Below are 20,617 nucleotides of genomic sequence, written 5' to 3'. Positions count from 1 at the left end.
CAGCAAAGCAGACTACGCATCATATCGGCACATCGGCGTGTTCCGCCGTCATGTCTGCTGGCCGGCCCATCGCTGGCTGAGGCGCTGAAGCAGGACGAACGCGAGCAGGAGCAGGCCGATGGCGATCTTGGTCCACCAACTGTTCAGAGAGCCGTGGTAACTGGGCACGAGGGTGATGATGGCGAGGATGAGCACGCCCAGCAGCGTGCCGAGGACCGAGCCGCGTCCGCCGGCGAGCACGGTGCCGCCGATGACGACGGCGGCGATGGCGTCGAGTTCGAGCAGCAGCGCCGCCGAGGCGTCGCCGGCGCCGGTGCCGATGACCTGCACGACTCCACCGGCTGCGGCGCACAGCGCACTGACGGCGTAGACACCGATGCGCGTCGATGCCGCGGGCAGGCCCATGAGCCGCGCGGCGGTCTCGTCGCTGCCAAGGGCGTGGACCGTCCGGCCGAAGCGTGTGGAGCGCAGGGTCGCCCACGCGATGACGACCGCCGCGAGAAACACCATGGCGGGGAGGTTGAAGTTCTGGATCAGCACCGACGACAGGCTCTCGATCTGCGCGTGGCCGCTCATTTCGATGCGCTTCTCGGCGGTGAGCAGCAGCGCCGCCCCGCGGGCCAGGAACATGCCCGCCAGCGTGACGAGAAACGGCGGGAGGCGGAAGACGTGGATGATCGTGCCCATGCCGGCGCCGAGGGCTGCGCCCATGACGAGTACCGCCGGGACGGCTGCGATGATCGACCAGCCCGCGTCTCGCATGAGCAGCGCGAGGCCCATGCTCGCCAGCGCGACCACCGCGCCGACGGAGAGATCGATCCCGCCCGAGAGGATGACGAACGTCATGCCGACGGCGGCGAGGCCGAGCGTGGCGTTGTCGTCGAAGAGGTGCGCGAACTGGTAGAGCGAAGCAAAGCCGGGAAACAGGAGCGATGCCGCGGCATAGAGCACGATGAGCACCAGGGCGGTGCCCAGCAGCGGCCCGTGTCTTCGCAGCGCGGCGGTCATGGCGATCCTCTCCACACTCGCGCGATGAGCCGGCGAAGTTCGCCCGACTGGAGCAGGCAGACGATGAGCACGACCGCGGCCTTGATGACGAGGTTGAGTTCGACGGGCGCATTGCGACCAAAGCTGAGAATCGTCGTCGAAAGCGTCTGAATGATGATGGCGCCGATGATCGAGCCCAGCAGCGTGAAGCGGCCGCCGGTCAGGGCCGTGCCACCGATGACCACGGCGAGAATGGCGTCAAGTTCGAGATAGAGGCCGGCGTTGTTCGCGTCGGCCGCGGCGATGTCGGCGGCGTCGATGAGCCCGGCGATGGCGGCCAGCACGCCCATGAGGAGGTACACAGCCATGCGGATCGAGCCGACGCGGACGCCGGCGTAGCGGCTGGCCTGCTCGTTGCCGCCAATGGACTCGATGAACAGCCCCAGCGCCGTGAGCCGGACCAACGCTGCCAGGGCGAGCGCCGCCGCGAGGACGATGAGGATGGGAGCCGGCACGCCGAGCACGACGCCGCGCCCGATCAGCGTGAAGGCGCTGTCGGAATCGATGAGCATGGTCTGCCCATGGGTGATGAGTTGCGCCACGCCGCGACCGGCGACCATGAGTATGAGCGTGGCGACGATAGGGGGGATGCCCGCCAGGGTGACGAGCGCGCCGTTCCACAATCCCGCGGCGGCGCACGCGCCCAGCGCCGCGGCGACGGCCAGTGCGACCGGGGCTTCCTGGCGCAGCGCCGCGGCTGCGACGGCGCCGGCCACGGCCATGATGGCGCCGACGGAGAGATCGATGCCGCCTGTGCCGATCACCAGCGTCATGCCCAGAGCCAGCAGCAGCACCGGCACCCCCTGGTTGAATACGTCGATCATCGAACCGCTGAGCCGGCCGTGCTGCACCTGGAGGTGAAAGAAAGATGGATGGAACGCCGCGTTGAACGCAAGCAGCAGCACCAGGGCGGCGAGGGGCCAGATGAGTTGGCGTGTGGCGCTAGACATGCGAGCCGCCCGTCTCGCCGGCGATGCGCCGCATCACGGTGTGCACGTGGCAATCGGCGCCGGTCAGTTCGGCCACGGCATGGCGGTCGCGCAGCACTACGATGCGCTGACTGACCCGCACGACTTCCTCGAGTTCACCGGAAATGAAGATGATCGCCATGCCCTTGGCGCGAAGGTCTTCGATGAGCGACTCGATCTGCCGCTTGGCGCCGATGTCGATGCCGCGCGTCGGCTCATCGAGCATCAGGATGCTCGGCTGCATGAGCAGCCAGCGCGCGAGACTGACTTTCTGCTGGTTTCCGCCGGAAAGTTGCCCGACGGGCTTTTCGAGATCGGGCGTGGAGATCGACAGCGCCTGGATGAATTTTGCAGCGAGCGCCTTCTGCTGCCGCCGGGGCAGGCGCCGCGTCCAGCCGCGTGCGCCTTGAAGCGCGAGCATCATGTTCTCGCGCACGCTGAGTTGGGCGACGAGCCCGGCAGCGCGGCGATCTTCCGGGGCCAGGGCCATGCCCGCGGCGATGGCGCGGCGAGGCGAGTGCCTTGCGATTGACCGGCCGCCAATCGAGAGCGTCCCGCCGCTGCGCGCATCAACTCCAAAGAGCAGGCGGACGATTTCACTGCGGCCCGAGCCGAGCAGTCCCGCGAGGCCGAGCACCTCGCCCGCGCGGAGGGTGAGATTGAGCGGTTCGACGGCGCCGCGGCGCCACAGGCCGCGCGCTTCGAGACGTATGGGAGTGGTGGGACTAATCTCGCCGGCACCCGGCCTCGGCGACGGGGCCGCCTCGGCGGCCTTGCCGAGCATGAGCGAGACGAGCGTGAGGCGCGGCAGATCGGCCGCGGCGTGCGTGCCCACGCAGCGCCCGCCGCGCAGGATGGTGATGCGATCACTGATCTCGTAGACCTGTTCGAGAAAGTGGGTGATGAAGATGACGCCCAGCCCCTGAGCGCGCAGCCGCCGAACCATGGAAAAGAGCTGGGCGGTTTCGCCGGCGTCCAGCGACGAGGTCGGTTCATCGAGAACCAGGGCCGAGGCCTTCTGATCAACGGCGCGAGCCACGGCCACCATCTGCTGAAGTGCGATCGAGCAGGCGCGCAGGTCCTGCCTGACCTCCACCCGCAGACCCAATCCCTTAGCGACCTCCTGAGCGCGGCGGTTCATGGCGCGGCGGTCGATGGTCCCCCATGCCGTGCGCGGCTCGCGGCCGAGCATGATGTTCTCGGCCACAGACAGATCAGCAACGAGATTGACTTCCTGATAGACGGTGGCGATGCCCAGACGCTGGGCCTGCACGGGCGTGCGCGACTCGACGGGGGAGCCACCGAGGAGCACCTGCCCGGCTTCGCGGCGCTCGGCGCCGGTGAGGATCCGAATCAGCGTGCTCTTGCCCGCGCCGTTTTCGCCGACGATGGCGTGCACCTCGCCGCGATGGAGCGTGAAATCCACGCCGTCGAGCGCGCGAACGCCGGGATACGTCTTGACGATCCCGCGCATCTCGATCAACGGGTCAGACACGGCCGCTCCCGGGGTCCGATCAGTACTTGCGGCTGTCGATCACTTCCGCCGCGACCGACTGGTCGTAGACGCGATCCTCGACGACGGTCCACTTGGGCAGTGTTTCGCCGGCCACGGCTTTTTCGACGGCGTCGAAGGCGAGCGGGCCAAGCAGCGGATTGCACTCGACGGTGCAGTTGAGTTTGCCGGCGACCATGGCGGCGAACGCATCGCGCACGCCGTCGATGGAGACGACGATGATGTCGGTGCCGGGCTTGAGGCCGGCTTCTTCGATGGCCTGAATGGCGCCGAGGGCCATGTCGTCGTTGTGGGCGTAGACGGCGTCAATTTCGCCGGGCGCCGACTTGAGAAACGCCTCCATCACTTCCTTGCCGGTCTGGCGGGCGAACTCGCCGGTCTGCGAGCGCGTGATCTTGAGCCCTTCATAGGGAGCGATGCCCTGCTCGAAGCCTTTTTTGCGATCGATGGCCGGAGCCGAACCGGGCGTGCCCTGCAATTCGACGATGTTGCCTTCGCCGTCGAGCTTCTTTGCAAGCCACTCCGCGGCCATGCGGCCTTCAGCCACAAAGTCCGATGCGATCAGCGTGGCGTACAGGCTGTCGTCGGCGACGTCCACGCCGCGATCGACGAGGATGACGGGGATGCCCGCGGCCTTGGCCGCCTTGAGCGAAGGCTCCCAGCCCGTCTCGACTTTGGGCGCGAGGATAATCGCGTCTACTTTTTGCGCGATGAACGCGTTGATGGCTTTGACCTGGTTCTCCTGTTTGCCTTGAGCATCGGAGAACTTGAGGTCAATTCCGCGGCTTTCCGCTTCGCTGCGGATCGAGTTCGTCTCGGCGGTGCGCCAACTGGACTCAGCGCCGATCTGCGAGAAGCCGACGACGAGCTTCGCTTCGCCGGCGCCGTTCCCGCCGGTTGAAGTGGGCGATGATTTCTTGCATCCCTGAAGCGCGATCGCGCCAGCGGCGAGCGCTGCACACAAGAGGATCAATTGGGTCCAGCGGTGCGGTCGGGCGGCGGATGTCATGGCGGGCACCTCAGTTGAAAAGGGCTGGCATGCAGCAGGGTGAGTCAGCAGCCATCGTATCGGCTGCGCGCGCACCGGCCAAGATGCCTCAAGCGAGCCGCGTCATTGGCGCTCCTCCAGGGCCACGAGCCCGGCGTCGATGTACTGGCCCCCGGTGGTCTGGCGGCAGTGAATGGCGATGACGTTGCCGCCTGGCTTGAGCGCCGAGCGGCTCTCGGGCGTGAGCGGCACGAGGCGGTAGCCGGTTGTGTAGCCTTGAAGTTTCGCCGCGAGCACGCCGTTGATGTACACCTCGGCGTCTTCGTCGTGGTGAATCGATAGCATCAGTTCGCGAGCCTGCGCATCGCGAGCCGTGAGGCCGAACTCGCTGCGGATCCAGATGTCGCTGCCCGACCAGGTCGTGTTGACGAAGGCGCCGGGCGTGCCGCTGGTGCCGAACCCGCCGCGCCCCTGGCTCCAGTTCGACGCATCGAACTCGACGCTCATCCACTGGCCGCCGGGCGCGGCGAGCGTGTAGCGCCACGGCTGACCCTGCGTCTGCGATGTCGGCGCCACCTCGCGCACCACCGGCGGCGGCTCGTAGACGCTGCGATTGATCGACGCGAGGCGCTCGGCGCCGATCTTGATGATCTCGCGGTCGTAGGTCATCAAGCCGTTCACTTCGCCTTCGACGTCGGTGGTCTGCGTGTAGACCGCGGCCGACAACCCCTTGCCGACGAGCAGGCGCAAATCGCGCACGAGCGATTCGTAGTCGCTTGCAAGTTGCTCGGTGTCGGCCATGTTGCGATAGCCCCAGTTGCGATCGCTCTGCCAGAGGTGGCCGATCATGGGCAGGCCGAGTCCGCCGAACTCGCCGAGGACGGAAACGCGATCGGGCATGGGTGGAAACATGCCCGGCCCGGGATAGTTGTGCTGGTCCTTGAAGTGGCCGTAGCCGCGATCCTCCCAGCCGCTGGGCCCGTCCACGAGGCGCGTGGGGTCGAGGCGCTTGACCCAGGCGAGCACGTCGTTGGTGTTGTGCTGTCCCCAGCCCTCGTTGAAGGGCACCCAGGCGACCACGCTGGGGTGATTGCGCAGCAGTTCGTACATGGCGGTAAACTCGGCGCGGTATTGATTTCTGGTGTCATCGCTGAGTTCGACGTCGCTGGGCGCGCCGGGGGCGACGTAGTGCTTTTGCCCGCGCGCGGCGAGCGAGGGCATGTCCTGCCAGACCATCAGGCCGAGCCGGTCGGCCCAGTAGTACCACCGGGCGGGTTCGACTTTGACATGCTTGCGGGCCATGTTGTAACCCATGGCGCGGGTCCTCTCCACGTCGTAGCGCAGCGCCTCATCGGTGGGAGCCGTGTAGAGCCCGTCGGGCCACCAGCCCTGGTCGAGCGGGCCGAACATGAACACCACCCGGCCGTTGAGCCAGATGCGATTGAGGTTGTCGCTGTCGAGGCCGATCTCGATGGAGCGCATGCCGAAGTAGCTGTGCACCTCGTCGTCGCCGGTACGGATGATGAGGTCGTACAGGAACGGCGCCTCGGGCCACCAGAGTTTGGGATTGTCGATCCTGATCCTCAGCGGCTCGCCGGCCTGGCCGCGCGCGGTGGCGGCGACCCTGCGGCCGTCCAGCACCGTCGCCTCGTAGGCTACGGGCATGTCAGACTCGACGAGGATCTCCACACTCGACTCATCCAGCCTGGGTTCGATGGTGAGGCGCTTCACGTACGCGCGTGGCACCGTCTCCATCCACACCGTCTGCCAGATTCCGGTGACCGCGGTGTAGTAGATGCCCTGCGGATTGAGCACCTGCTTGCCGCGCGGCTGAGCGCCGGTGTCCGTCGGATCCCAGACGCGCACGGTGATCCACTGCGGCCCGCCCTCGCGAAGGGCATCGGTGATGTCGAACGAGAACGGGTCGTAGCCGCCCTTGTGCTCGCCTAGCAGCGCGCCGTTGCACCAGACGGTCGCGTGCCAGTCCACGGCGCCAAAGTGCAGCAGCACCCGTTCGCCCCTGCCCAGCGCCGGCCGCTCGAAGGACCGGCGGTACCAGAGCGCCTGCTCGGGCAGGACCGGTTTGACCACGCCACTCAATTGCGATTCGATGGGAAAGGGCACGAGGATGTCGCCTTGCCAGTGCGCGGGCTCGCCCTCTTCGCGCGGCCGTATGGCGTACTGCCATGTCCCGTTCAGATTCACCCACTGGCTGCGGCGCAACTGCGGCCGAGGATACTCGGGCAGCACGTTCGCGGCGTCCACATCATCGGTCCAGCGCGTTTTCATCAAGCTCTGGCCGACGTTGAGGATGCTCCATTCGAGCAGCCCGGCTGAGTAGTTGTCCTGCAACTGCACTTCGATGCGCATGGCGCTGGTCGTGACGGGCTTGAAGTACGCGTCGTTCCACGCATCGCGCTGTACGCCGAATTCGCCGGCGCCTTCGACGGGCCGCCACTGCTCCCCGTCGCGGTAAAGCAGCTTCCACGACGCCGGCACGCGGCACTGCCCGCCGATGTCGCGATCGTCAAACCAGTAGATCCGCACGTGGTCGATGTGCCGCGGCTCATCGAACTTCGCCTCGTACCACTCCGCCGTGCCCTTGTGCGGCCAGAAAGTGTGGCGCGGCACGGTCTGATCCTCCGAACTCTCGGGTTCAAGGTTATCGCCGATGGCCGCGGTCGAATCTCCCTGGTAGCAGTGTGAAGCGCTCGCCTCGTACATCTTCTTTGGCATGACCGGCGGCTTCCACGCGTGGGCATCGGGCCCGTCGCCGACGACGGGCAGCGCCGAGATGCGCAGCCGCGCCGCGCCCATCGGAACCAGCGCGATCTCCTCGACTGGCTCGCTGGTGCGCACCGGACTGTCCTGGAGCGTGGCGCACAGGCCGTATTGATCGAGCGTCCACTGCGGGATGCGCCGGCCCCTGGCGATGAGGCGGATCGGGCTGGCTTCAAGCGTGAAGGGGAAGTCGTCGGCGGGCCAGTCGCGGCGTTCGATGCGGAAGTCCTTGTTCACGTCGCCGGTGAGGACGAGGCCGTAGTTCCACGGGGTGGTCGGGTGGATTTCGAACGCGGGCCACTTCTCAGTGTCCACGTCTTCGCGCCACTTGGCATCGCGCAGCGCCGCGGTGCGTCCATCGACCTTGCGGTACTCTTCGCCGATCTCCAGCGAGAAGGTCATCGGGCCATAAGAGACGCTGGCTGCGTTGTGATTTCTGTCCCAGCGCTTGACGCTCAGGCGCATGGGCAGGTGCAGCGTAACGGTGTCGCCATCGCGCCAGGTGCGGTCGAGGCGCGCATAGCCGGCCTTCAACTCGGCGCTGCTCTTTCTCCCGTTGACTTTGACGGTTGCGTCGCTCGTCCAATCCGGGATGCGCAGGTAGAGCGGAAACGCGACATCGCGGCTCATGCGCAGTGTGAAGCGGATGTTGTCTTCGAAGGGGTAGCGGGTTTCTTCGATGAACTCCACCTCGGTGCCGTCGCCGACTCTGATCTTCGCGCGGCTGGCGCTGTAGATCGCAGCGCACGCTCCATTGTCCGGCGTGGCCATCCACAGGTACTCAACCATGTACGCCCAGCCGTGCGAGTGGTTATGCTGGCAGCAGCGGTGGCTCAGGGGGTTCATCGTCAGCATCGGCCCGCCGTTGTCAAAGCCGGGCGAGTGGCTGACTGAGTCGCTCACGACCATGTTCGGGCTGGTGAGGTAGCGCAGTCCGCGGAAGTCGGGCGTGAATGCGGCGGGCAGGGAGTTGAAGGCGACTTCTTCGGTGTGCGCGGCCCAGAACGGATCGCCGGTGATGGTGAGCAGCGTTTCGTTCGAGAGCATCTGCTCGACCATGCCGCAGGTTTCGATGGCCTGGCGCGGATCGTCGAAGCCGACGCGGCAGTTCTCATCGCCGCCGAACATGCCGCCGGGCACCTGGCCGTAGAGCCGGCGGATGGTTTCGAAATTGTCATAGGCGGCCTGCAGATGGCCGGGCTGCTTTGACTGCAGCCAGTACGTCGCCGGTTCGCCGAAGGCCTGCGCGACGTTGACGTTGTGCCAGTTGGGCAGGGTGTTTTTCTTCGTCCAGTCGGCGGTGTTGTCGTGGATCTTGCGCGCGAGATCGAGGAGGAACGCATCGCCCGTGCGGTTGTAGAGCCAGTAGATGGAAAAGAGGTTGTCCCCGCCGCGCAGGTGCTGCCAGTAGTGCGTGAGGAGTTTGTCATCCGGCACGGTCATCTGGTACCGGAAGTAGCGCGTCATGAGGTCGATGACGCGCTGGTCGCCGGTGTACTCGTAGTAAGACTGCAGGCAGAAGAGCATGGGCATGTTGGCCCAGAAGTCCTGAGAGCCGTCGTCTTCGAAGATCCGCACGGGGCCGAAGTTGCCGTCGGCTCGCTGGCTGCGCAGCGCGCCCTCGAGCCAGATGCGCGCTTCGGCGATCATGCGCTCGTCGCCGAGGAGATAGCCGATGTCCCCGTAGCCCTTGAGCCAGTAGGGGACTTCCTCCCAGCCCCACTTGCCCTGGCCGTCGGGCGAGAGCCACGCGTTGTCTTGCTTCTCGAGCCACGGGCTGAGTTCTTCGAGATGGCCGGTGACGCCGTCGGCCTGCAGTTCAAGGCAGCGCCGCAGCCAGCCCTCGGCGGTGACGGCGCCCACGGGCAGTTTGATCATCGCGCTGGGCGCGAGCGGCGGGCGATTGGAGACGTAGTGGGCGTTGGTCGAGTCAACGGGCGGGTGCGGAACCATCGTCACATTCACCGTCTGCATCGCGCACCCTCCCGCGAGAACGATCATCAGCAGGAACATCATGGCCGCAGCATTGTTCATGTCAGCCTCCCCGACGAAAGCGATGGGGCGGCGCCCCCAGACACGGGCCGCCGCGAGGTCATTCTATCAGCGGGCGGACACACGGCCGTGGCGAGGGATCTGAACCTGTGCGAGCGGACGCAGACCGGCGCGTGAAGTCGGGCCGCTCATCAACGGCGCAGGGCATCGGCGCTGCGCGAAGGGCGAGGCAGACCCCGGATGGCGTGTACCATTGCGCCGCTTTCGAATTGGTCCGTTCGCTGCGCGCAGGAGGAGGGAGGATTCGATGATCACGCGCGTACAAAGCGCCGGCGTCCGCCGCGATAAGCGCGACGCCCAATGGCCCGGCCGCCTCCTGGCAATCATCTTCTGCGTCCTCGTTTCCGGTGGGGGCGCCGCTCTCGTCTGGGTCGGCTGGCGAGGCGTTATCACCCAGCACCTCGTCATCACATCTCGAACCGGAGGCACGTTTCAACCGACTGTCTCAAGCACGATCGTCTACACCGGACTCGCCGCCGTTCGGGTCGGCTCGGGAATGATCGCCGCCGGTCTGCTGCTTGCATCGTGGGGGATGACGTGGGCGGCGTCCGTGGTCAAGGTCTGGCGCGGCGGTGTATCCGCGTATCGGACGCGTCCAATCCTCTGGTGGATCTCACTGGCCGTGTTTGTGCTGACTTTCCTCTTGCTCACCCCCCCGTGGATCGGCGCGCATGCCGTCGCCTGGCTGGCGGTGATTGCAGCGTTCGTGCTGCTGGGTGCGCAGCGGCGGGCGAGCATGATCTGGAACATCGGCCGAGCGCTCTTCATCGCCGCCGTTGCGGTTGCCCTCATCGCCGGGCCATTGAGATGGTCGGGGGTGGGCGGCCTGCTGCTCTTCGGCGGCGTCTTCGCCCACCTCTTCACCCTGCGCTTCCCGCAATGCGCCTCATGGACGGCGCTGGCGATTGAGCACGCGGAACCGAACCACGGAAGCACGCGGCCACACGAGCCATGCGTGTAAGCCGAGATTTTGGCACGGCGATCCCAGACACGGCGGATCGGTTGCGGCGTTCATGCACTCCGCCTCGCGCGAGGATTTCGCCCCGGCGGGGGGGGCGCGAGTGTAGCCACGGGTGAAGCGAAGCGCGGGCGCAGCCCGGCGAGCGGAACCCGTGGCCAGCACTTTCGTCGCTCTCGCGGGTCTGAATCACAGCGTCCGCCGCTCTGTATCAGATCGTCGGCAACGATTCCGGGGGGGTGTTCCGGCCGGTGGTGTTCGGTTCGGTGGCGGTGCTGTCTTCGGGGATTGCCGAGGTCTTTGCGCCGGCAGTGATGATGAAGCGCAGCGCATCTTCAAGGTTCATGTCCAGCGGTGTGACGTTGGCCCGCGGCACCAGCAGCAGCATGCCGCCGAGTTGATACGACTGGGGAAAGTAGACGACGAGGTAATCCTCGCCGCCGAGACCTTGGGGCAGGTCTTCATAGGTGTCGCGCATCAGCAGGCCGACGGCCTTGATGCCCGAGTCGCCGAACGTAACCACGACGACCTGGCTGACGGCTCCTTCGCGACCTGAGCGCGAGAAGAAACTGAGCAGGTCGTGTACCGCACCGTAGATGGTCTTCACGAGCGGCACGCGGCCGATCATGCGCTCAGCGATATTGATGAGTCCTGGAACGCCGCGCTGGTTGATGAGCAGGCCGAAGAGGAAGATGAGGATGATGCCGATGGCCAGGCCCATGCCCCGGGTGTACCACGATTCAGGAATCACGTACAGCAGCGCCGTGCCAAGCACCTGCTCAGTGTAGTAGAAGAGCCAACCAAGCACGACAAGCGTGACGATGAGTGGAAGCAGGCCGACAAGCCCCTGGAGGAAGATCGTGACGATGAGGCGAAGCAGGCGTCCCGGATGGCCCTGTCGCAATTCTTCTCGCAGACGGCGACGGCGCGCTCGCGGCGTCCGGCGTTGCGGATGCCGATCGCTGCGAGTGTGTTGCTCATCGCCCACTGCACCTGCAGCCTGGTCCGCGGCGCCGCCTTTTTGATGCGGTCGAGGAGGGTGGACGGGTGACGGCATGATGCTCTCGTCCTTTTCATGCACCGGCCGCATGGCGAGTTGATCCTGCGTGGCGAGAAGCCTGCCCTGGCGCGGGCGGCGGGCCGATCGAGTATCGTAGCAGCCGACGAGGCTGATCGGTCGGCAGCGCCCTTCCATTGCCGGGCGCAACCGGGTACCGTATGGGGTGAGCCGGGGCGAGACGGCCCGTCGTTGTCAACGCCGGCGGCAGCAGGCGCCGGCGACACTCCCGGAGGGATCGACCCATGACCCAGCGCATCGCCATCTTCTGGCCTGGGGACTACCGTGCCACACCCAACGAACTGGCGCGGCCCAACGTCGAGCAGGCCACGGGCCAACTCGAGGCGGCGCTCAAGCGGCTCGGGCGGTCGAGTTACCGCGTGGAGGGCTTTCTCACGCGGCCCCACGAAGCGATCGAAAGACTCGGCCCCATCGATGATCCGATGATCGGCGTGTGCGCGCACTGGTTCTACGGTCCGCACACGACCGACGGCGTGGTCGGCAAAGACAACCCACTGCTGCTGGCGAGCAACTTCTCGGGCACCTGGCCCGGGCTGGTGGGTCTGCTCAACACCGGCGCCTGCCTCGAAAGCGTGAACCGTTCCTTCTCGCGCGTCTGGACCAGTGCCGCCGACTGGACGCAGGACAACGACTTCATGGCCCGGCTCGAAGACTGGGTGACCACCGGCCGGGTCGAGTATCGCGAAGATGAACTCAAGACGCCGCACACCCCGACGCTCGAAGCCAAGCGGCTTGCCGATCAGGTGGCGGCCGACATTCGCCGGCGGCGCGTGCTGGCCCTGATGCTCGGCGACACGTCGATGGGCATGATCAACGGCTACTTCGGGCCGCGCCTGCTTAATCCCGTCGGCTTCACCGAACACAAGGTGGACCAGGCGTGGATCATCGATCGCGGCCGATCCATCAAAGACGCGCGCCTCGACGAGGCTTTGGCCTTTGTCAATTCCAAGGGCGTGCAATTCCACTACGGCGAACGCGATGCAAAGGACTTTGACAGGAATGCCACGCGCGAGCAGTTGCGCGATTATCTCGCCGTGCTCGATCTGGTTGACGAGTTCAAGTGCGACTGTCTCGGCTGGCAGTATCAGTTGGGCCTGATCAACCTGCGCCCGCCGAGCGACTTTGCCGAAGGGCTGTTCAATTCAACCTGCCGGCCGGAAAGCAGCGGCGACACCATCGTCTGCTCGACCGAAGCCGATCAGGGCAACCTCGTGCCGATGGAGATGATGAAACGGCTGCTCAAGGCCAAGGGACTGCACCAGGCGCTCATGTTCCACGATGTGCGCTGGGGCGGCGAGCATGAAGGCCGATTCGTCTGGGTGCTGCTCAATTCCGGATCGTGCGGCGCCTACGCCTTCAATCACGATCCCGACACGCTCAGGGGCGTGCACTCGTATCGCCAGCCGGCGGGTTACTTCCCGGTGCCCGGCGGCACGTTCGCCGGCGAAAGCCTGCCGGGCAAGATGACATGGGCGCGCGCGTATATCCGCGGCGGCAACCTCTGGATGGACGTGGGCGCCGGCGAAGTGATCAAACTGCCAGCCGAGAAGCGCGATGCCTGGTGGAACGGCACGACGCGGCAGTGGCCGTTCATGGCGGCTGACCTCGGCGTGCGGCAGGACACGGTCATGGCCCACTACATGTCGAATCACATTGCCGTGGCCTACGGCGACATTCTCGATGAGATGGTTGTACTGAGCGCTTCGCTGGGATTCAAAGTGCGGCTCATGCAGGGGACGGATCTGCGATGACCGCCGAGGCGCCCGTGTTCGTCGGCGTGGATGTCGGAACGGGCAGCGCGCGGGCCGGCGTGTTCGATGCCGAGGGCCGCATGCTGGGAAGCGCGGCGCATCCGATCCGCATGTGGCGGCCCCAGACCGACTTTGTCGAGCAATCGTCCGATGACATCTGGCAGGCGTGCTGCACGGCGGTGAAAGACGCCATGCGCCTGGCTGGAGCCAGCGCCGATCGCGTGGCCGGCGTCGGCTTTGACGCGACGTGTTCGCTGGTCGCGCTGGACGAGAATGACCGTCCGGTGACGGTGAGCCCCAGCGGGCACGACGAGCAGAACGTCATCGTTTGGCTGGATCACCGGGCCATCGAGCAGGCCGAGCGCATCAACGCGATGGGCCACAATGTGCTCCGCTACGTCGGCAAGCGCATCTCGCCCGAGATGGAGTCGCCCAAACTGCTCTGGCTCATGGAGAATCTGCGGCAGACGTGGCTTCGCGCCGTGCGCTATTTCGACCTGCCCGATTTTCTGACCTATCGCGCCACGGGTTGCGAAGGCCGCTCGCTTTGCTCGACGGTGTGCAAGTGGACGTACCTCGGTCACGAACCTTCCGATGCAGCCGACTCGCTCGGACGGTGGGATGCGACATACTGGAAGGCGATCGGCCTGGGCGACCTGGCAGCTGACGGCTTCAAGCGCATCGGCACGCGCATTCGCCCGCCGGGCGAAGCAATGGGTACGGGTCTGACGGAGAAGGCCGCAGGAGAACTCGGCCTGAAGCCCGGTACCTCGGTCGGTGTGTCGATCATCGACGCGCACGCGGGCGGGCTCGGCCTGCTCGGCGCGCCGCTGGAGGGCAAGCATCCCACTCCGGCTGACATGGAGCATCGCCTGGCGCTCATCGGCGGAACGTCCACGTGCCACATGGCCGTGTCGCGCCGGGCGCACTTCATCGACGGCGTGTGGGGGCCGTACTTCGGCGCCATGATTCCCGACATGTGGCTGACCGAAGGCGGGCAGTCGGCCACGGGAGCGCTCATCGATCACATTATCTTCTCCCACGCCCGGGCGGCGGAACTTCAGCGTGAAGCGAACGATGCGCGCAAGAGCGTCTACGAGATTCTCAACGGCCATCTCGAGCGACTCGCTGCGGGAAGCGACCTTCCCGCTCAACTCACGCGCGACCTGCACGTCATGCCCGATTTCCACGGCAACCGCTCGCCGCGCGCCGACGCGACGCTGCGCGGCATGATCTCGGGCCTGCGCCTGTCCGACTCCATCGACGACCTCGCGCTGCTCTACCTGGCGACGGTGCAGGCGGTCGCGCACGGCACGCGGCACATCGTCGATACCCTCAACGGCAGCGGCTACCGGGTTGACACGATGTTCGCGTGCGGCGGCGGGACGAAGAACCCGGTCTTCCTGCGCGAGCACGCCGACGTCACCGGACTGCGAATCGTGTTGCCGCGCGAGCCGGAGGCGATCCTGCTGGGTTCGGCAATTCTGGGGGCGGTCGCGTCGGGGCGGTTCGCGACCGTGCTCGACGCGATGGCGGCGATGAACCATGCCGACCGGATCATCGAGCCGTCGGGCGGCTCTGTCAGAGCCTTCCACGACGCCAAGCATCGCGTGTTCCACCGCATGTACGAAGATCAGTTGGCGTATCGCGCGTTGATGCGATGAGGGCGGGTGCTGTGTTTTACTTGGACAACGCGCCGCGGACGCCCGGAGGGCGCCAAGTCCCATCAGAAGTCCTTCGGCGTCGTCCGCTTCACCTCCCAGCGCTGGCGCAGGCGCACGGAATCCACGCCGAGTTTCGTTCCCGTGGATGACGAGTTGGAGCCGAGGCACTCGAGGCGGATTGTGTGTGTGCCGGCTGTCCAGTTTGCGCTGCCGAGATTGATCTCGTCGAGTGCGACGGTGGGGCTGTAGAAGTCCACGCCGCCGCGCACCTCCTGGCCGTCAAGAAGGATGCGGTAGCGGCCGAAGTCGTAGGACTTGGTGAACCGAATGGTGAGTTGCCGGAGATCGTCCGTCGCGACCGTGAAATCGAATTCGACCCACGCCCCAGAGCCGTGGTTGTTGTCGATGAAGAGCTGGCCGTCGCCGGTCCACGGGAAGCCGCTTTGCAGATGCAGCCCTTCGACCCTTTCGCTGCGCGCGGTGGAGAGCAGTTCACGTCCTTCGATCACGACATCCAGATTCGGCAGCACGCGCTCCTGAGCGCCCGGCAGTTCGGCAAAACCAAACGGCTGCCCGACCTGGTACCAGAACGCAACGCTGGCGAGGTCGTCGTTGCGCTCGACAAAACCGCGGTTGACTCCATCCGCCAATTCGTCGGTCGAGATCCAGCCGGCGTCTTCGATCTCGACGCGCAGCGAGCGGGTGAAGTAGATGGGATCGGGGATGTGCCAGCGGTAGATCGTGGTCGTGTATCCGACCGCGCCCCACTCGCCCTGCAGCAGCGGCACGCCGAAGTACGGATACGTGCCCATCGCCATGCCCCACGCGTTGAGTGCGTAATCTTCGGTGCCGGTGCCCTGGATGCTCGGCGTCGTTTCGCCGTCAATGTAGAACTTCTCATCGCCCTCGCCGAACCACTCCGGGCTGCGCGAGCGGACGCTGAGCACCGTGCCGACGTAATGGCCGGCGCCGGTGGCGTCGAGGATGAGGTAGTCGCGATCCGATTGCGCCGGAAACTCCTGGCGGTACTGGGCGCAGAAGTAGGGCGTCTCGGGCGGCAGCCACTTCTTGCTCACGTAATCGATCTGGTAGTAGAGCGCGTTGAGCGGCAGCGTGGACTGGTTCTCGATCTCGATGCGGGCCGAGTTGTAAAAGGGCATGGGCCAGAAGCAGTTGTACGCATCGCCGCCCTGCACGAGCACGGGGAGCGAAAGCACCTCGGCGCGGTGGCCGAAGCCTGCCGCGAAGAAGTCGCCCAGCGGCGCTTCGACCGCGGGGCGCTGGGCGCCATCCCAGTACATGCGCAGGACGAGTTGGGAGTGGTTCGCGTTGCCATCGCGGCCGAGCCAGCCGGGCGCGGGGTCGGGAAAGGTGATCCAGATGTGCGTGATGACGCCGGGGCCTTCGATGTCGGCAAGCGTCAACGTGCCGCCGGGCTCGATGCGGCGATTATCCCGGTTGCTCGAACGCTCCGGCGCGGCCGAGGACACACGCATCGATCGATCGCTGCTGAGCATGAGAAGGTTGGAAAGCGAGCCGGCGCTGGCCGTGGGAATCGGCACCGCGACGTTCACTTCGCATCCACCAGCGAACAGAGCAAGACCGAGGGATCCAATACCTATGAGCAGAGTTCTCCCACGCATGCCAGGTCCTCGATGTCAGGATTCATCAGGCGAGTTGGATTTCGAGCCGTTGGCCGGCTTCGAGCGTGATCTGCGGGTCAAACTGAATGTGAATGCGGCCATCGGCGATGTTCATTTCCATATTGATCATGCGGTCATTGATCATGGCCACGGGTCGACCCTTTGCTTGCCTGACGGCCTCGGGCTGTGCGATCGCGACCGACGACAATTGCAGTTGCCCCCAGCGCATGTCAATGGCAACACGATGCCCTTGCGCGTCGTTGGTCTGGGCGAATGAGCCCCAACCCTCGGCGGCAGTGAACGCCGCTTTGAAGTTCTCTGGAGCGAGCCGGGGTGCGAAACCGATATGTCCGCGCGGTCCGTCGTACTCGAAGCCGCACAGCGCGAGATACACGCCCCAACTGGCCAGGGCGCGGGCATAGTGGTCGCCGCACTCGACTTCGTTGAATGGGTTGCGCCTGCTCGGGTGATAGCGATCATGAATCGCGCGGCAGATCGCCAGGCCCTCTCTGAGCAAGCCGTCCCAGATCATGTGGCCGGCCACCTGGTACTCGATGCCGGTCCAGACTTCTTCGCGGTAGCGCACGCCCTGCGCCAGATACTCCGACTTGGGCCAGGTGCAGGTGAACAGACCCGCATCGCCTGGCCGCGCGAACCAGCGCTCCGGATGATGCGCTTCGTTCTGCGGGCGCACGTCGGGCGCCCAGTTGTACTTCCAGATCGACTGGAGCGCGGTGAGCACGAGTTCCGGCGGATAGATGGGACCGAGGCCGAGTTGATGAGCCCAGCCCTGGCCGAAGAGTTGATCGGACAGACACCCTTGGCCGTATTGATCGCGCGGATGGGCCGCGAGATCGACCTGCTGGATGAAGTACTCGCCGTTGTAGAGTTGCTTCACCGACAGGTCGCGGCCGTTCTCGAAGATGCGATGCAGGCGATGGGCAAAGTCGATCTCACCCATGAGGCGGGCCATCTCTTCGCCGGCGCGAAGGGCCGCGAGATAGAGCGAGCCGACGAAGGTGTTGGGTCCGAAGAAGTTGATGTCGTAGGTGTTGTGCTGACTGCTTTCGATCAGGCCGTCGTCGTTGCCGTCCTGTGTGATCGAATAAAGCAGCACGTTCTTGATGTTGGGCCAGTTGCGTTTGAGAAACGCGTCGTCGGGCGACATGAGATGCTCGCGGTAGCACTTGAGCACGGTGCCGGCCTGACCATCGGCGGCATAGGCGTTGTTTCGCTCGCCGCGGAAGCCGACAAGACCATCTTCGTGAAGCGCTGCGCCGAGGTCCTGATTCTCGCGGACACTGCGTTCGAGTTCGGGAAGCAGTCGGGCCATGGCGTGCTCGTAGTTCCAGACGTGGGTGCAGGTGCCTGAGCAGCAGCCGACGCCCTCCCACGCCCAGAAGCGGCCGGACTTCCACCACTGCGTCGTGCCGGTCGCGAGGTTGCAGACCGTCGAGTGCAGACGGTCGAGCAGCCACCACGGCAGGGTGCTGTCTTCGTAGAAGGTCTTGACCCAGAGGCGCGTGTCCTCGGTGAGTCGTTTGGAATGGTCGAAGACATCGGTAGCAACGTGCGCTGCATCGGCGAAACGGCTCGCATACTGCTGCCCGACGCCGGAGCGATTGGGAAAGTGCCAGGCGAGGACGAAGGTGAAGGTGTGGGCCGCGCCGGGCTCAAGTTCTACGGAGTCAGCCTGCAGCCCGATGGAGCGGCGCACATCGGCGTCGCAGGTGAAGTTGCGATCTGAGATCGGTGCCGCAACGCCGCCGAGTTTGGATGCGGAGCGAGCGACATCCGCGCTGCCGACGAAGGGTCCATCGTACATGAGCGTCATCGTACCGTAGTCGTCAAGTTCTTCGAGCGGGCCGCTTGGGCCGAAGCGCGACTCGTCGGCGAGTTCGATGTGGTCGATGTTGATGTGGCCCCAGCCGCCGGAGTGGGCGTCCACGATCTCAATGGCTGCCTTGCTCCCGGCCAACTCGCGGACATCCCACGAATCCCAGCGCAGCAGTTCCTGGTTGCGGCCCGTGGAGGTGCGAACGACTTTGCCGTTCACGAGCAGGTTGATGCAGGTCTGGCCTTTGTGGTCGCCGCCGCCGATCATGAAGTTGAGGTAATGGCGGCTGATCTCGAATTCGGGGCTGGTCAGCCGGCCGGTTGGTCCATCGCCGCCGAGGAAGGTGTTCACGAGGCCCTGGCCCTGAAAGCCGCTGACGCGCTGCTGGTTGGCAAGCGTGCCGTGCGAAGGCCCGGCGCCGAAGGCCGGGCCCTCGACCCTCCAGTTGCCATAATCCGCGCCTTCGAAGTCGGCGAGCACGATGGGTTCACGGATCGGCTGCGCTGGCTTGGGCAGCGGCCGCATGGAGTGGACGATGGCGCCGCGCCCCTTGCGCGACTCAACGCGACCGACGCGCTGAGCCCGCAGGTACTTTCCATTGTGATGGCAGATCGCGTTCTCCAGCCACGTAAGCACGCCGACTGCAACGGTGCGATTCGACGTATTGCGAACGGTGAGATTGAAGATGGTCGCGGGCAGTGTGCTGTCGGGCGCGTTGAGCGGGATGAACGGCGAGAAGGCCTCCAGGTGCACCTTCGCCGGGCAGTCCGCCGCGGCGTAGTGCACGTCGGCGATGGGATAGCGGCCGGCGAACTCGACGCTGCGGAAGCCGGCTGACGACAGGCGTCGAACGGTGTTCGTGCCGCCGTCGTCGATGACGATCGCAAAGCCCTGCTCGATGGGGGACGCGGCGGGCGGCAGGTCGTAGTTGTCGCGCCCGTAGCCGCTGAAGTACTGCTGGTTGAAGATCTGCCAACAGCCGAGCGTGCCGTCGCCGAGGAGGTAGAGCTGGCCGGCTGCGACGCCGCCCACCGGCATGCCGATGTACTTGAGATCGTCGCCGCGACAAACGCGCGGCTGGCCGCGCTGCGTCAGCGCTGCGACCCACTCTGCGGCGAGTTTTTTGTCGGCCGGGACGAAGTGGGAGATTCCATCCGGCTGTTCGAACGGCCCAGCCATGATGGCCTGCGAGAGACCCGGCAGGGTCAGAGCAGTCAACCCAGCTCCCGTCGCGTGGAGGAACTGCCGGCGGGTGGGCAGGCATGATCCACTGCAGTCACATGTTGATGCGTTGGATTCCGGAGTGGCCATGCGTAATCTCCGCGCACAGAGCGCCGCCGCGGGTGGCGCCGCGCGGCGTTCAGGACCTCAAATCGGATCGCCGCCGGTTTCGACGTTTTCGCTGGTGAAGACGCGCGAGCCCAGCGTGATTTCTTTCGGCACGGTTTCGCCCTGCAGGATCTTGAGGGCCATGTCGATCGCTTCAGCGCCGCCGGTCGGATACTGGAACGTGGCGGCGAGGATGCCTTGCTTCACATAGACGACGCCTTCCTGCGGCAGCGCATCAATGCCGACGAACTTGATCTTGTCTGCGCGACCCGCGGCCTGGGCGGCGAGATACGCGCCGTGGGCTCCCGGGTCATTGTGGGCGTAGACGAGATCGATGTTGTCGAAGCGTGACAGGGCCGACTCCATCTCCTTGCGCGCATCGGGTTCGAGCCATTTCATGTCGGCTTCGAAGATGATGTTGATCTCGCTGCCCTTGATGGCTTCGCGGAAACCGGAGTGACGATCCTGGCCGGGTGTGGAGGTCATGAGGCCTTTGAGTTCGACGACGTTGCCCTTGCCGCCGAGGGTCTGGACGATCCACTCGCCGGCCTTGCGGCCGATGAGTTTGTTGTCGGCGCCGATGAAGCAGGTGTATTCATCACCGATCACGCGTCGGTCGAGCACGATAACAGGAATGCCGGCCTGCACCGCCTTGGCGACGGGCTCGGTGAGCGGCTGGGCCTCCTTGGGGCTGATGATGATGAGATCGACGCCGGCGCTGACGAACTCTTCAACGTGAGCGCGCTGCTTGAGGGTGTCGTTCTGTGCGTCCTTGAAGATCATCTTGAGTTCCGTGTGCGCCTCAGCAGCTTTGCGGACATCATCATTCATCTGCACGCGCCACGGTTCGCCGAGATTGCACTGGCTCATGCCGATGGTGTACGAGGCCCCGGCGCCGGATGAGGCGCCGCCGCTGGAGGAGGTCGGCGTCGAGCGCTTGCAGCCCGCCGCAGCCGGCGCGATCAGCAGCAGCGAAACGAGCAATCTGAGGAACGCAGCGTGTTTCAT

The 20,617-nt window shown here is 65.6% G+C and carries 12 protein-coding genes; 3 read left to right on the top strand and 9 right to left on the bottom strand.

Features of this window, described 5'->3' with window-relative positions; translation table 11 throughout:
* Positions 1–48 precede the first annotated feature (48 nt).
* The 5 genes from IT430_04785 to IT430_04765 form a co-directional block, all read right to left on the bottom strand.
* On the bottom strand, positions 49–1,008 hold the full coding sequence (locus IT430_04785; GenBank protein MCC6907237.1) for a hypothetical protein: 960 nt from the start codon (positions 1,006–1,008) through the stop codon (positions 49–51).
* Positions 1,005–1,997: an ABC transporter permease gene (locus IT430_04780; protein ID MCC6907236.1), complete on the bottom strand. Its 993-nt coding sequence runs from the start codon at positions 1,995–1,997 to the stop codon at positions 1,005–1,007. The genes IT430_04785 and IT430_04780 overlap by 4 nt, the downstream gene beginning before the upstream one ends.
* Positions 1,990–3,510: a sugar ABC transporter ATP-binding protein gene (locus tag IT430_04775; GenBank protein MCC6907235.1), complete on the bottom strand. Its 1,521-nt coding sequence runs from the start codon at positions 3,508–3,510 to the stop codon at positions 1,990–1,992. The genes IT430_04780 and IT430_04775 overlap by 8 nt, the downstream gene beginning before the upstream one ends.
* Before the next feature lie 19 nt (positions 3,511–3,529).
* Positions 3,530–4,537, bottom strand: coding sequence for an ABC transporter substrate-binding protein (locus IT430_04770; protein ID MCC6907234.1), 1,008 nt, complete (start codon positions 4,535–4,537; stop codon positions 3,530–3,532).
* 102 nt (positions 4,538–4,639) lie between these two features.
* Positions 4,640–9,331 (bottom strand): glycoside hydrolase family 127 protein, encoded by a 4,692-nt coding sequence (locus IT430_04765; GenBank protein ID MCC6907233.1) that lies wholly within the window; start codon positions 9,329–9,331, stop codon positions 4,640–4,642.
* Positions 9,332–9,596: 265 nt separating this feature from the next.
* Between IT430_04765 and IT430_04760 the strand changes: the two genes are divergently transcribed.
* On the top strand, positions 9,597–10,310 hold the full coding sequence (locus IT430_04760) for a hypothetical protein (protein MCC6907232.1): 714 nt from the start codon (positions 9,597–9,599) through the stop codon (positions 10,308–10,310).
* A 208-nt stretch (positions 10,311–10,518) separates the two neighbouring features.
* Here IT430_04760 and IT430_04755 read toward each other — a convergent pair whose 3' ends face one another.
* Positions 10,519–11,211: a DUF502 domain-containing protein gene (locus tag IT430_04755; GenBank protein ID MCC6907231.1), complete on the bottom strand. Its 693-nt coding sequence runs from the start codon at positions 11,209–11,211 to the stop codon at positions 10,519–10,521.
* 398 nt (positions 11,212–11,609) lie between these two features.
* Between IT430_04755 and IT430_04750 the strand changes: the two genes are divergently transcribed.
* On the top strand, positions 11,610–13,136 hold the full coding sequence (locus IT430_04750; GenBank protein MCC6907230.1) for a hypothetical protein: 1,527 nt from the start codon (positions 11,610–11,612) through the stop codon (positions 13,134–13,136).
* Complete coding sequence (locus IT430_04745) at positions 13,133–14,800, top strand: FGGY-family carbohydrate kinase (GenBank protein ID MCC6907229.1); 1,668 nt, start codon at positions 13,133–13,135, stop codon at positions 14,798–14,800. Before IT430_04750 ends, IT430_04745 begins: the two co-directional genes overlap by 4 nt.
* Positions 14,801–14,862: 62 nt before the next feature.
* Here the strand turns inward: IT430_04745 and IT430_04740 are convergent, their stop codons facing one another.
* The 3 genes from IT430_04740 to IT430_04730 form a co-directional block, all read right to left on the bottom strand.
* Entirely contained in the window at positions 14,863–16,374 is a 1,512-nt protein-coding gene (locus tag IT430_04740; protein MCC6907228.1) for a DUF2961 domain-containing protein, read from the bottom strand.
* 94 nt (positions 16,375–16,468) lie between these two features.
* The gene (locus IT430_04735) at positions 16,469–19,498 is read right to left on the bottom strand and encodes a hypothetical protein (GenBank protein MCC6907227.1); all 3,030 of its coding nucleotides are present in this window, start codon (positions 19,496–19,498) and stop codon (positions 16,469–16,471) included.
* A gap of 150 nt (positions 19,499–19,648) precedes the next feature.
* On the bottom strand, positions 19,649–20,617 hold the full coding sequence (locus IT430_04730; protein MCC6907226.1) for a substrate-binding domain-containing protein: 969 nt from the start codon (positions 20,615–20,617) through the stop codon (positions 19,649–19,651).

The sequence above is a fragment of the Phycisphaerales bacterium genome (assembly GCA_020852515.1).
In the GTDB taxonomy this organism is placed as follows: Bacteria; Planctomycetota; Phycisphaerae; order Phycisphaerales; family UBA5793; genus UBA5793.
This window is presented reverse-complemented; position numbering and strand designations above follow the sequence as displayed.